Below are 12,852 nucleotides of genomic sequence, written 5' to 3'. Positions count from 1 at the left end.
TTAGGAGTCTGACTTCGGACGCTGTCCGAGGAAGAAGGACGAGGACTTGAGCGGCGCGAAAGTCGGCCGCTTCAGGCCGGCGCCGAGCAGCGGCGCGGTGTCGACGGGCGCCGTGATGGAGGCGGTGGTCTTGCCCTGCGGCGCATCCGGCGTGCAGGTGCCGGCGACGAAGGTCGGCTCGGGGCCGAGCGCGGTGCCGCGGCGGGCGTACTTGTCGTAGGAGAGCGGCAGGGTGTTGTTCAGGCCCTGATGGCCGGCGCCGCCCTTGGCGTCGATCGCCATCATCTCGCTCTGGCACATCTTGCCGGTCTCGACGCACATGTTGAGGATCAGGCGGTAGAGATCGGAATCGATCGTGCCCCAGCGCCGCACCGGCTCGTTCTGGCTGGGCTTTTCGAGCTGGAGATATTCGGCACGTCCGAGCGAGCCGCCGGCGGACTTGGCGCTGGCGATCCAGGCGTCAAAGCCCTTGTCGTCGAGGCCCTGGAAGTTGAAGTGCATGCCGGAGAAGCCGGCGCCGCTGTAGTTCGCCGAAAAGCCCTTGTAGGTGCCGGGATGGTTCACCACCGCGTGGAGCTTCGTCTCCATGCCCGGCATTGCGTAGATCTGGCCGGCGAGCGCGGGGATGTAGAACGAGTTCATCACCGAGGAGGCGGTGATGCGGAAGTTGATCGGACGATCGACCGGAGCTGCCAGATCGTTGACGGTGGCGATGCCGTAGTCCGGATAGATGAAGAGCCACTTCCAGTCGAGCGCGACGACGTCGACCTCGAGCGGGGCCTTGGACTGGTCCACGGCCTGCTCCGCTTTGATGCGGCCGAGCGTGCGATAGGGGTCGAGCAGATGCGTCCCCATCCAGGTCAGCGCGCCCAGGCAAATGATGATCAGCAGCGGCGCCGACCAGATCACCAGCTCGAGCTTGGTCGAGTGATCCCATTCCGGCTCGTAGCGCGCCGCGGTGTTGGACTGGCGGTAGCGCCAGGCGAACAGCACCGTCAGCGCCATCACGGGGACGACGATCAGGAGCATCAGGACAGTGGAGATGATGACGAGGTCGCGCTGCTGGGCAGCGATGTCGCCGGCTGGCGCCAGCACGACGTAGTTGCAGCCACTGAGCGCAACTGCCAGGGGTAGCAGCGCCAGGATCTTGAGACGGGACACGGGCCGAGCCTTTGAGAATGAGTTTCCTTTGCGGGGCCAACGGGTAGCTGCGGCGCAGCAATCCGGACATTGGACAATTTGTCCAATGTTGCAGTGCGGAATGTTGGGTCAGACAGGCCCGGATTGCCTGGCGCCCCGCCGGGCGGTCGGCTTTGGTTTTCAGGACGTTAAGGGCGCACGAATGGCGACGGCACAGACCCCCGCAATGGCAGACCTCCACTCGGGCGAGCACGGCCACGACCAGGCCAGTCCCGGCGAGATTGCCATCGGCGTCATCATCGGCCGGACCTCGGAATTCTTCGACTTCTTCGTCTACGCGATCGCCTCGGTGATCGTGTTCCCGCGCCTGGTGTTCCCATTCACCAGCGAGCTGACCGGCACCCTCTATTCCTTCATGATCTTCGCGCTGGCCTTCATGGCCCGGCCGATCGGCACCGTCATTTTCATGACGGTCGACCGGGAGTACGGCAAGACGGCCAAGCTGGTCTCGGCGCTGTTCCTGCTCGGCACCGCCACCGTGGCGCTCGCGTTCCTGCCCGGCTATTCCGAGATCGGCAGCGCCGCGATTTGGCTGCTGGCGCTGGCGCGTATCGCGCAGGGTCTGGCCTGGGGCGGCGCCTGGGACGGTATGGCTTCGCTGCTGGCGCTGAATGCGCCGCCCTCCAAGCGCGGCTGGTACGCGATGGTGCCGCAGCTCGGGGCCCCGCTCGGGCTGATCGTGGCGAGCGCGCTGTTCGCCTATTTCGCCGGCAATCTCTCGGCCGACGATTTCTTCGACTGGGGCTGGCGCTATCCGTTCTTCGTCGCCTTCGCCATCAATGTCGTGGCGCTGTTCGCCCGCCTGCGCATGGTGACGACCGAGGAATATGCCTCCCTGTTCGAGACCCGCGAATTGCAGCCCGCGCGCATCTCCGACACCGTCGCGCGCGAAGGCCAGAACATCATGCTCGGCGCGTTCGCGCCGCTCGCAAGCTTCGCGCTGTTCCACATGGTCACCGTGTTTCCGCTGTCCTGGGTGTTCCTGTTCACCCGCGAAAGCCCGGTGCGCTTCCTGATCATCGAGATCGTCGCCGCCGTGTTCGGTGTCGGCGCGATCGTGCTCTCGGGCATCATCGCCGACCGCGTCGGCCGCAAGTCGCTGCTGATGGGATCGGCGATCGCAATCGCGATCTACAGCGGCTTCGCCCCGCAGCTGCTCGATGCCGGCGCGTTCGGTGAGACCATCTACATGGTGATCGGCTTCATCCTGCTCGGCCTGTCCTTCGGTCAGTCCTCGGGCGCGATCGCCTCGAACTTCAAGCAGGCGTATCGCTACACGGCCTCGGCGCTGACCTCGGACATGGCCTGGCTGTTCGGCGCCGGCTTCGCCCCGCTCGTCGCTCTGTTGCTGGCGACCAATCTCGGCGTCATCGCCTCGGGTGCGTATTTGCTCTCCGGCGCGTTCTGGACGCTGCTCGCGCTCTGGCTCAGCGGCCAGCGCGAGGCGGGCGATATGGACGCGGGCGGCTAGTCGGGCTCGAGCAGTCCGCCGCAAAATCAGTGTCGTCCCGGCGAAGGCCGGGACCCATAAGCCCAGGGAGGGGTTGTGGAGCGGGCTGTCAACTCCGAGTCTTCGCCGAACTCAATCCTGTGGCTATGGGTCCCGGCCTGCGCCGGGACGACGGCGGAGTTTGCCGAACGACTGCAGCCTCAGTCCGCGACGATCTTCACGCGATCCCTCACCTTCACCTGCGCGGTGCGATCGAGGCCGTTGAGCACGCGGAAGCGCTCGGCGGGGTGATCGACGCCGGCCATGCGGTGGGAGAGCGATTCCACGGTGTCGCCGGGCTGCACGGTGATGACCTTGATGCGCAGCGGGCGCGCGGCCTGGATCTCGTCGAGGGTCAGGCGGCGGAACGAGTTGACGGTCTCGCGCGCGTTGCGCTCGCTCTCGGTCGACTTCTGCCGTGCCGCGAAGATGAAGCGGTAGACGTCGCTGCCGAAGCGCAGCGCATAGACCTTGAACTGCCACTGGTCGCCCTTGGCGGTGGCGGACGCGGCCGGGAAGCCGTTGATGGTGATGTCTTCCGTGGACGCCTTCTCGACGCCTTCCATCCAGCCTGAATTGAGGTAATCGCCGAGCGACTGCTCGGCCGGCACCCGCACCACGTCGAAGCGCATCGCCTGCGAGCCGCCGTCACGCACGCCGATCACCGCCTGCGCGGTGTTGTCGAGCGTGAAATTGTCCGGCGCCTGGAAGGTGAAGCCGAGCTTCGGATGCAGGAAGCGGCGGCCGCGGACAAAACCTTCGCTCGGGTCTTCGCCATAGACGAGGTTGTCGATCGCGGCGAGATAGCTCTCGCGGTCGCGCTCGCCGCCCTCTGGAGCGACGTACTGCCGCGCGATGGTCTGCGCGTTCTGCACACGCTCCGGGGTTGCCGGATGCGACGAGGTGAAGTCCTGCGCGCGCGGATCGAGCGAGGAGGCCTTGCCGGCCTTCAGCTCGGCATTGCGCTCCATCGCCGAAAGAAAGCGTGCGGCGCCATAAGGGTCGAAATGTGCCTTGGCGGAGATGCCGACGCCGATGCCGTCCGCCTCGAACTCCTGGTTGCGCGAAAAGCTCGCCATGGTGAGCTTGGTCTTGGCCAGCGCGAGCGCGGTGAGATCGGGATCGTTGCTCATGTCGGTGACGACACGGGTGACGATCGCGGCCTGGCGCGCCTGGTCCTCGCGCATCGCGGCGTGCTTGGACAGCACATGCGCCATCTCGTGGCTGAGCACGGAGGACAATTCCGACGTATCGCTCGCAAGCGCAAGCAGACCGCGCGTGACGTAGAGCTGGCCGTTAGGCAGCGCGAAGGCGTTCACTGCGCCGGAATTGAGAATGGTGACCCGGTAGCCTTGGTCGGGGCGGTCCGAGGCGGCGACGAGCCGGTCGACGGTCTTGGTGACCAGCGATTCGAGCCGGGGGTCGTCATAGGCGCCGCCATAGCTCGCCAGGATGCGCTCGTGCTCCTTTTCGGTGGCGGGGGTCTGCGCGACTGCGGGCTTCGGCTTGGGCATCGCGACCGCCGGCGGGGCCGCCGCGGTCTGGAACCGGCCCATATCGCCGCAGCCGGCGAGCGCCGTGCCCAGCACAAGGCATAGCGCAGCCGGCGCAGCCCGAAGGCGGCGGCCTTCACTCGTTTTGTGCTGTTCTAGCACCCCATTCACGTCGTTAACCCGTGCCCGGCCCGCTTAAGGCCTTACCCCTGTCGGCTCGTTTGCACTCAGCAACTCGACCTGTCCCGCCCGGAGCACATCGATACGCGGCCCCGTATTCCCCTCAACCCAGCCTCGGACTCGAATACGTCGATTTTCCAAGGACTTAATGGCAACCCCGGCGTTTTCGAACGCCGGTAACGCGCGCCTTGAAATAGTCACGGCAAAGCCGCGTGTCCAGTTCCGTCCGAAGTTGAGGTAGGTCATTGCCCCAGCTTGCCGGACCGACAGGACTTTGCCCTCGACCACCACAAAGCGCCCGATCCCGGCCAAAATATCGTCCGGACTTTCCGCGTTTTTTATGGCCGACAGGTCAGCCCAGTTGCCCTTTTTTTGGCGCCGCGCCTCGGCCTCCGACGACATCAGGGCGGCCGCACAGTCCTTGTCGGCGATCTCGGCGGAGACGATGGCCTCGCCCTGGGCCAGCAGCTTCGCCTGCACCGGGGTGTCGCTTTCGCCGATGAAGACCAGCCCGCCCTGGCGCCCATAGCGATCGGGCGTGTCGTCAGCGCTCCGCAGCGTCACGTCGCGGCCGACCAGCAGCGAGGCCAGCGCCTGCTTCGTCGTCGCGGTCGGTTCGATTCCGGAGAGGCGCACCTCGCGGCCGTCATCGAGGCGCACGCTGCGGCCATCGATGATCGCGGTGACGCGGCCTTCGCCCTGGGACTCGAATTGGCACGGCGCCGCCAACGCATCACGAGATGCGAGGACGAGCAGCGCTGCGGCGATGAGGATGAGTGATCGTGTCACGTTGCCCGGAGAGGTTGCGTTGCGCTCCAGCTTTAACCCATGCGTAGCGGGTCGCGAAGAGGCTTCCTCACACTCCGTCATTGCGAGCGCAGCGAAGCGCTCGCAATGACGATGCGGAAACATCTTGCGTCATCCCACCATTCCGCTTTGCGGAAAACGCGTGACGATCGCGCGACCTGCACGCCCCTCGCGCTTGCTGCCCTGTCGCGCATGCGGCATGATTGCGGCAATAGCGATAGCCAATAGCGATAGCCAAAAGCAATAACCAAGCCGCCATCAGAGCACGGCGCGATAAGGGAGGTCTTTTCGATGAAGAGAATTTTGCCGGGCATTTTTGCCGCTGCGTTTGCGCTGAGTGCGAGCGCCGTGCAGGCCGAGGACAAGCCGCCACTGAAGATCGGCGGCATTCTCGACATGTCGAGCCTCTATGCCGACATCACCGGTCCCGGCAGCGAGACTGCAGCCAAGATGGCCGTCGAAGACTTCGGCGGCGAGGTGCTGGGACGCAAGATCCAGGTGCTGGCGGCCGACCATCTCAACAAGGCGGATCTCTCCGCCAACATCGCCCGCGACATGCTCGACAACCAGGGCGTCGAGATGATCTACGACGTCGCCGCCTCCGCAACCGCGCTTGCTGCCGGCGAGATCGCGAAGGCGCGCAACAAGATCATCATGTTCAACGGCCCGGGCTCGATCCGTCTCACCAACGAGGCCTGCGGTCCCTACACCGTGCACTACGTGTTCGATACCTACGGCCAGGCCAACGTGACCGGCCTTGCGGCGGTGAAATCGGGCCTCGATACCTGGTTCTTCCTCACGGCCGACTATGCCTTCGGCCAGGATCTGGAGAAGGACACCAGCGCCGTCGTCACCAAGACCGGCGGCAAGGTGCTCGGCGGCGTGCGCCATCCGCTCAACACGTCGGATTTCTCGTCCTTCCTGCTTCAGGCCCAGGCTTCCAAGGCCAAGGTGATCGGCCTTGCCAACGCCGGCGGCGACACCGTCAATGCCATCAAGCAGGCGGCCGAGTTCGGCATCACCAAGGGCGGCCAGAAGGTCTCGCCGCTGCTGGCCTTCGTGACCGATATCGATTCGATCGGACTGGAGACGGCGCAAGGCCTGCTGCTGGCGGAAGCCTTCTACTGGGACCTCAACGACGACACGCGCGCGTTCTCGAAGCGCTTCACCGAGCGCATGAAGCGGCCGCCGACCTCGGCGCAGGCCGGCGTCTATTCGTCCGTGACGCATTACCTGAAAGCCGTGAAGGCGGCGGGTACGACGGATGCGGCTGCGGTCATCAAGGTGATGAAGGAGACGCCGATCAACGATTTCTTCGCCAAGGGTGGCAAGATCCGCGAGGACGGCCGCATGATTCACGACATGTACCTGTTCGAGGTGAAGAAGCCATCGGAGTCCAAGGGCCGCTGGGACGACTACAAGCTGCTCGCCACCGTGCCCGGCAGCGAAGCGTTCCAGTCGCTGGAGCAGTCGCGCTGCCCGCTGGTGAAGAAGTGACGCGAAGCGTCATCCCGGGGCTCGCGTAGCGAGAACCCGGGATCTCGAGGTTCCCAGGTGCGCAATTGCGCACCATAGTTCGATGATTTGCATCGCCCCGGAACGACGACCAAAACAAACAACAAGAGGGAGACGTCCCATGAGCAACGACATGGTCCTGCAAAAGCTCGAAGGCGGGCTGCTCACCATCACGATGAATCGCCCCGAACGGAAGAACGCGCTCAACCCGGACATGGTGCGCGGGCTGGTCGAGGCGGCGCGGCGCGCGGCTGACGATCCGGAGGTGCGCGCGGTGCTGTTCAAGGGCGCCGGTGGCTCGTTCTGCGTCGGCGGCGACGTCAAGTCGATGGCGGAGGGCCGCGCGCCGCTGCCGTTCGAGCAGAAGCTTGCGAATTTGCGCCGCGGCATGGAGGTCTCGCGCATCCTGCACCAGATGCCGAAACCGGTGGTGGCGCAGCTCGACGGCGCCGCGGCCGGCGCGGGCCTGTCGATGGCGCTGTCCTGCGATCTGCGCATCGCCAGCGAATCCTGCAAGATCACGACCGCCTTCGCCAAGGTCGGCTTCTCCGGCGATTACGGCGGCACCTATTTCCTGACCCAGCTGCTCGGCAGCGCGCGGGCGCGCGAGCTCTACCTGATGTCGCCGGTGCTGACGGCGAAGGAGGCGCATGCGATCGGCATGGTGACCAAGGTCGTGCCCGACGCGGAGATCGACGCTGCTGCCCACGAGCTCGCGCTGTCGCTGGCGCAGGGCCCCTCGATCGCACTCGGCTTCATCAAGCGCAACATCAACAATGCCGAGCACCTGGCGCTGGAGGATTGCTTTGACGGCGAGGCGATCCATCACACCCGCTGCGGCGACACCGCCGATCACAAGGAGGCCGCAACGGCCTTCGTCGAGAAGCGCAAGCCCGCCTTCAGAGGCGAATGACGATGTCTTCGTATATGCGCTTGCGGCAGATCTGCCTGGTCGCGCCGCAGCTCGCGCCCGTCATCTCCGACATCGCGGAGATCATGGGCCTCGCCGTCTGCTATCGTGACGGCAATGTCGCGAAATACGGCCTGGAGAACGCGCTGCTCCCGGTCGACACGATCCTGCTGGAAGTGGTGGCACCGTTCAAGGTCGGCACCACCGCCGGCCGCTTCATCGAGAAGACCGGCGGCCGCGGCGGCTATATGGCGATCTTCTGCTGCGACGATCCGGACGAGCGCGGTCGCAGCGCCAACGCGCTTGGCGTGCGCACGGCGAACGTGATCGACCATGCGCCTTATCACGGCGTGCAACTCCATCCGCGCGACTGCCGCGCGGCCTTCATCGAGTTCAACCACACCGAAGGCAGCGACGACATTCTGGGCGCGTATCCGCCGGCCGGACCGGACTGGCAAAAATTCATCCGCAAGGATGTGACGCAGGCGCTGACCGGCGTCGAGATGCAGAGCCCGGAGCCGCAGGGACTCGCGGAGCATTGGGGCAGGATCATCGGGGTTGCGCCCAACGCCGCCAGCAACGGCGTTGCCGAGCTGAAACTGCCCAACGCCAGTTTCCGCTTTGTGAAGGGCGCCAGCGAGATCATGAGCGCGCTGGAGTTTCGGGTCGCGGATGTCGCGCAGGTGCTGCATGCGGCGAGGGCGAAGGGCCACGCGGTGGCTGGCAATGAGTTCTTGCTGGGCGGCGTAACCTTCCGGGTGAGTTGATCCCTCAACCGTTATCCGTCACCCTGAGGTACTCGCCTCTTCGGCGAGCCTCGAAGGGCGACGGCCACGGCGGGGCCGTTCATCCTTCGAGGCTCCCCGCGCGGTGCTGCGCACCGCGCGGCTCGCGCCTCAGGATGACGGATAGAGACAAGAGCAAGGGTTCAACATGCCGCATCCGCTCGACAGCTTCTTTTCGCCCGCGAGCATCGCGCTGATCGGCGCCTCCCGCGATCACGAGAAGATCCCGGGGCGGCTCTTGTCGATGCTGCGCAAGAACGAGTATCCCGGAAAGATCTACCCGGTGAACCCGAACTACGCCGAGATCGACGGGCTCGTCTGCTACAAATCGATCGCGGAGATCGGTGCGCCGATCGATCTCGCCGTCGTCATCATTCCCGCCCGTGCCGTGCTGCCTGCACTCGAGCAATGCGCCGCCGCCGGCGTCAAGAACGCGGTCATCATCTCTTCCGGGTTCGCGGAGGAGGGCGGCGACAGTGCAGCGATGCAGGATGCGATCGCGGCGCTGGCCAAGCGCACCGGCATGCGGATCTCGGGCCCGAATGCCGAGGGCTTCTTCAGTCAGGTGCAGTGCGTGGCGGCGACGTTCAGTCCGGCCGTGGACGTCAAGCCCGGTGTGGTGCCGCTTATCGCCACGCAAAGACGGATCGGCATCGTCGCGCAGAGCGGCGGCATCGGCTTTGCCTATTATCACCGCGCCCGTGCGCTCGGTGTCGCCGTGAGCTACGTCGTCAGCGCCGGCAACGAATCCGATCTCGGCGCCGGCGAGTTCCTGGATTACCTGGTGCAGGACGCCTCGACCGACGTGATCCTGCTGTTCATCGAGGGCATCCGCGACGTCGACAAGTTTCTCGCGGCTGCGGGGCGGGCGGCTGAAATGAAGAAGCCCGTCATCGTGACGAAAGTCGGCCGCTCCGGGGCAGGTCAGCGTGCCGCGGCCTCGCATACCGCGAGCATGGCCGGCTGGTCGGCAGCCTATGACGCGGTGTTCGCGAAATACGGCTTCATCGTCTCCAACGATCTCGACGAAGCGCTGACGATCGCCGCAGTGCTGGCGAGCAACCCGTTGCCGAAGGGCGATCGCGTCGCCGTCGTCACCGTCTCGGGCGGCGCCGGCATCTGGGGCGCGGATGCGGTGGCGCTACGGGGGTTGCAGGTGCCGGAATTGTCCGAGCGGATCCAGGCGGAGATCAAGACGCTGATGCCGTCTTACGGCACCGCGCGCAATCCGATCGACGTCACCGCGCAAGGCGTGACCTCGGGCGGTCTCCAGAAGAGCGTCGATCTGCTCACCGCCTCGGACGAGGTCGAAGCGATCCTGGTCGTGCTGTCGCTCTCGAGCGAGGTGCGCAAGCCCTTCAGGGAGGAGGAGCTGACGCCGGTGCTGGCGGCGCAGCACAAGCCGGTGGTGTTCTATTCCTACACGGTGCCGTCCGACTTCGCGCGGCGCGAGCTTGGCAAATCCGGCGTCGTCGTGCTCTCGGGTCTGACCCATGCCGGCGTCGCGATGCGGCAGCTCGTCGACTACGCCCGATTCGAGCTGCCGAAGCCTGCGGACGAGGCGCGGCCGCCGTCACGCGATCTCTCCGTGCATCTGACCTCGCCGGTTCTGTCAGAGGCCGACAGCAAGGCGTTGCTGCGCGCCGCCGGTATTGCGTTGCCGGACGAGGTGCTGGTGAAGGACAAGGCCGGGCTCGATGAAGCGGTCGCCCGAATCGGCCTCCCGCTGGTGATGAAGATCCAGTCGCCCGATATCTCGCACAAAGGCGAGGTCGGCGGCGTGCGCGTCAACATCGCCACCAAGGGCGAGGTGTTTCTGGCGTTCGAGGCCTTGCTCGCCAATGCGCGCAAGCACCGGCCGGAGGCCGTGATCCAGGGCGTGCTGGTCGGCCCGATGGCAAGGCGGGGCGTCGAGATCATCGTCGGAACGATGACCGACGAGACCTTTGGTCCGATGGTGATGGTGGGTCTCGGCGGGATCACCACGGAACTATTCCGTGACGTCGCCTATCGCCCGGCGCCGGTCGGCGCAGAAGAAGCGAGCGCAATGCTGGCCGGATTGAAGGCGGCGCCGCTCTTGAACGGTTTTCGCGGAGCTGTGAAGGCGGACGTTGCGGCGCTATCGCAATTGATCGCCGACATCTCCGTGCTCGCCGCGCGCCACGCGAGGCAGATTGCGGAGATCGAGCTCAACCCGGTGCTGGTGCACGCCGAAGGGCAGGGCGTGACGATCGTGGATGCGCTGGTGGTGGGAAGGAAATAGCAGCCACACCTACCGCCGTCGTCCCGGACAAGCGAAGCGCAGATCCGGGACCCATAACCACAGGGTGTGGTTTGACGAAGACTCGGAGTTACCAGCTTGCGCTACGACTTCTCCCTGTGGTTATGGGTCCCCGCCTTCGCGGGGACGACGGGAGAGGTTGTCGAAGCACCGGCGCGATAGTTGACTACCGCCCCCTGAAATTCGCCGCGCGCCGTTCTTCCGTGGCCTTGACGCCTTCCTTGAAGTCTTCCGTTGCGCGCAGGCGGGTCTGCTCGGCGAGCTCGTGGTTGGTCGCGGCCATGACGCGGTCGGCGAGGCTGGCGCGCATCGTCGCGCGGGTCGAGAGCAGGCCGAGCGGAGAGCACTCGGCGATCTCGCCGGCGAGCTTCATCGCGGCCGACTTCACCTGGTCCTGCTGCACCAGCTCGTTGGCGAGGCCCCATTTGACCGCTTCTTCGCCGGTGACGCGGCGGCTGGTGTAGAACATCAGCTCGGCGTTGTTCTTGCCGATCAGCTCCGGCAGCGTCACGGTCAAACCGAAGCCGGGATGGAAGCCGAGTTTTGTAAAGTTCGCGGAGAACCGTGCTTCGGGGCAGGTGACGCGGAAATCCGCGGACACCGCGAGACCCAGGCCGCCGCCGATGGCTGCGCCCTGCACGGCCGCGACGATCGGCTTCTTGGCGCGGAAGATACGCACGGCCTGGATGTAGAGATGGCTGATCGGGCCAAGATTGTCCGCCGGATCGCCCTTCTTGTTAGCCTCGCGCGCTTCCTGGGCTTGTCGCGCCGGGTCGCCAAAATTGGCGCCGGCGCAGAACGCCTTGCCCTGCGCCGAGAGCACCGAGGCGCGGATCTCGATGTCGCGGTCGAACTCGTCGAGCGCATCCGCGATCTGGTTGATCAGCGAGATGTCGAAGAAGTTGAGCGGCGGACGGCGGATCTCGATGGTGCCGACGTGCCCGACCTTTTCGACGCCGATATCTGTATAGGTGCTCATGATGATCCTCGATTGAATTAGCGCAAGCCAAGTCCGCGCGACTAGCGCAAACCAAGCCCGCGGGCGATGATGCCGCGGAGCACCTCGGTGGTGCCGCCCTGGATGGTGAGTTTCGGTGCGGTCTTGATGGCGAAATCGAGCTGCCGCTCCAGCGTCTCGCGGTTGGTCGCGGTCTCCTCGACGAATGCGGCGAGGTCGCGCACGCGATGCGGAAGCTGCTGCTCCCAGACCGTGCCGATGTCCTTGACGATGGACGCTTCCACCACGGGCTCCTTGCCGGCTTGCAGCATGCCGGCAACGGAGACCGACATGCGCCGCATGGTGTGGAGCTGCGCCACCAGCCGGCCGATGCCTTCGGCGCTGCGCGTGTCCGGATTGGGGCCGACCGCGCGGACGAGCTCGGTCAGAACGTAGTAGGTTTCCAGGAAGCGCTCGGGGCCCGAACGCTCATAGGCGAGCTCCGATGTGGCTTGCTTCCACGCACCGTCGACTTCGCCGAGCACGTGATCGTCGGGTACGAAGAAGTCGGTGAAGACGACCTCGTTGAACTCGTACTGGCCCGTGATCTGGCCGATCGGGTTCACCTTGATGCCCGGCTGCTTCATCTTGACCAAGAACTGCGTCAGGCCGTGACGGCGGTTCTCCTTGGTCGGCGGCGACGTCCGGAAGATCGCGATCATGTAGTCGGCGATGTGCGCCGACGAGGTCCAGATCTTGGTGCCGTTGATGAGATAGCCGCCGTCGGCCTTGGTCGCGCGCGTCTTCGCCGCGAACAGGTCCGAGCCGGAGTTCGGCTCGCTCATGCCGATCGCGAAGCAGATCTCGCCGCGGCAGATGCGCGGCAGGATCTCCATCTTGATGTGCTCGGGCGCATATTTCAGCAGCACCGGTCCGCTCTGGCGGTCGGCGACGAAGAATCGCCGCGTCGGCGCATTGGCCACGCGCATCTCCTCGGTCACCACGTAGCGTTCGAGGAAAGAGCGCTCCTGGCCGCCGTATTTCTTCGGCCAGGTCATGCCCAACCAGCCCTTGGCACCGACCCGGCGGGAAAATTCCGGCGCGTCGGTGTCTTCGCGGTTGGGCTTGTGCGGATCGAAGGTGCCGGCGGCGATTTCCTCGGCGAGGAAGGCGCGGACTTCCTTGCGCAATTGCTCGCATTTCTCCGGCAGGCGGATCGGATCGAAACGGAGGGCAGCAGTCATGTGTTTCGTCT

Annotated in this window: 10 protein-coding genes; 5 read left to right on the top strand and 5 right to left on the bottom strand. The window is 65.5% G+C overall.

Going from position 1 to position 12,852, the window contains the following annotated elements:
• The gene (gene cyoA / locus E4K65_RS15220) at positions 1–1,161 is read right to left on the bottom strand and encodes a ubiquinol oxidase subunit II (RefSeq protein ID WP_135174868.1); all 1,161 of its coding nucleotides are present in this window, start codon (positions 1,159–1,161) and stop codon (positions 1–3) included.
• A gap of 181 nt (positions 1,162–1,342) precedes the next feature.
• Here cyoA and E4K65_RS15215 point away from each other — a divergent pair, with 181 nt between their 5' ends.
• Positions 1,343–2,671: an MFS transporter gene (locus E4K65_RS15215; protein WP_135174867.1), complete on the top strand. Its 1,329-nt coding sequence runs from the start codon at positions 1,343–1,345 to the stop codon at positions 2,669–2,671.
• 179 nt (positions 2,672–2,850) lie between these two features.
• On the opposite strand, the gene E4K65_RS15210 is transcribed toward E4K65_RS15215, so the two are convergent.
• Together E4K65_RS15210 and E4K65_RS15205 are read right to left on the bottom strand one after the other, a co-directional pair.
• Entirely contained in the window at positions 2,851–4,245 is a 1,395-nt protein-coding gene (locus E4K65_RS15210) for a M48 family metalloprotease (RefSeq protein ID WP_235885650.1), read from the bottom strand.
• Between the two features lie 132 nt (positions 4,246–4,377).
• Entirely contained in the window at positions 4,378–5,232 is an 855-nt protein-coding gene (locus tag E4K65_RS15205; RefSeq protein ID WP_135175009.1) for a thermonuclease family protein, read from the bottom strand.
• Between the two features lie 228 nt (positions 5,233–5,460).
• Here E4K65_RS15205 and E4K65_RS15200 point away from each other — a divergent pair, with 228 nt between their 5' ends.
• The 4 genes from E4K65_RS15200 (at position 5,461) to E4K65_RS15185 (ending at position 10,642) form a co-directional block, all read left to right on the top strand.
• A complete protein-coding gene (locus tag E4K65_RS15200) occupies positions 5,461–6,666 on the top strand; it encodes an ABC transporter substrate-binding protein (RefSeq protein ID WP_135174865.1) in 1,206 nt (401 codons plus the stop codon).
• Positions 6,667–6,805: 139 nt separating this feature from the next.
• Positions 6,806–7,597: an enoyl-CoA hydratase gene (locus E4K65_RS15195; RefSeq protein WP_135174864.1), complete on the top strand. Its 792-nt coding sequence runs from the start codon at positions 6,806–6,808 to the stop codon at positions 7,595–7,597.
• Positions 7,598–7,599: 2 nt separating this feature from the next.
• The gene (locus E4K65_RS15190) at positions 7,600–8,361 is read left to right on the top strand and encodes a VOC family protein (RefSeq protein WP_167770831.1); all 762 of its coding nucleotides are present in this window, start codon (positions 7,600–7,602) and stop codon (positions 8,359–8,361) included.
• A gap of 166 nt (positions 8,362–8,527) precedes the next feature.
• The gene (locus E4K65_RS15185; protein ID WP_135174862.1) at positions 8,528–10,642 is read left to right on the top strand and encodes an acetate--CoA ligase family protein; all 2,115 of its coding nucleotides are present in this window, start codon (positions 8,528–8,530) and stop codon (positions 10,640–10,642) included.
• A gap of 184 nt (positions 10,643–10,826) precedes the next feature.
• Here E4K65_RS15185 and E4K65_RS15180 read toward each other — a convergent pair whose 3' ends face one another.
• Complete coding sequence (locus E4K65_RS15180; protein ID WP_135174861.1) at positions 10,827–11,639, bottom strand: enoyl-CoA hydratase/isomerase family protein; 813 nt, start codon at positions 11,637–11,639, stop codon at positions 10,827–10,829.
• 41 nt (positions 11,640–11,680) lie between these two features.
• Complete coding sequence (locus E4K65_RS15175) at positions 11,681–12,841, bottom strand: acyl-CoA dehydrogenase family protein (RefSeq protein ID WP_135174860.1); 1,161 nt, start codon at positions 12,839–12,841, stop codon at positions 11,681–11,683.
• Positions 12,842–12,852: the final 11 nt, after the last annotated feature.

The sequence above is a fragment of the Bradyrhizobium niftali genome, assembly GCF_004571025.1.
Lineage (GTDB): Bacteria > Pseudomonadota > Alphaproteobacteria > Rhizobiales > Xanthobacteraceae > Bradyrhizobium > Bradyrhizobium niftali.
Note: the sequence above shows the minus strand (reverse complement) of the source record. Positions and strands in the feature narration are given on the sequence as shown.

Excerpts from the sequence above, each read along its gene's own strand:
- E4K65_RS15215 (WP_135174867.1), top strand. The coding sequence starts at position 1,343 with ATGGCGACGGCACAGACCCCCGCAATGGCAGACCTCCACTCGGGCGAG.
- E4K65_RS15210 (WP_235885650.1), bottom strand. The coding sequence starts at position 4,245 with ATGGGCCGGTTCCAGACCGCGGCGGCCCCGCCGGCGGTCGCGATGCCC.
- E4K65_RS15205 (WP_135175009.1), bottom strand. The coding sequence starts at position 5,232 with ATGACGGAGTGTGAGGAAGCCTCTTCGCGACCCGCTACGCATGGGTTA.
- E4K65_RS15200 (WP_135174865.1), top strand. The coding sequence starts at position 5,461 with ATGAAGAGAATTTTGCCGGGCATTTTTGCCGCTGCGTTTGCGCTGAGT.
- E4K65_RS15195 (WP_135174864.1), top strand. The coding sequence starts at position 6,806 with ATGAGCAACGACATGGTCCTGCAAAAGCTCGAAGGCGGGCTGCTCACC.
- E4K65_RS15190 (WP_167770831.1), top strand. The coding sequence starts at position 7,600 with ATGTCTTCGTATATGCGCTTGCGGCAGATCTGCCTGGTCGCGCCGCAG.
- E4K65_RS15185 (WP_135174862.1), top strand. The coding sequence starts at position 8,528 with ATGCCGCATCCGCTCGACAGCTTCTTTTCGCCCGCGAGCATCGCGCTG.
- E4K65_RS15180 (WP_135174861.1), bottom strand. The coding sequence starts at position 11,639 with ATGAGCACCTATACAGATATCGGCGTCGAAAAGGTCGGGCACGTCGGC.
- E4K65_RS15175 (WP_135174860.1), bottom strand. The coding sequence starts at position 12,841 with ATGACTGCTGCCCTCCGTTTCGATCCGATCCGCCTGCCGGAGAAATGC.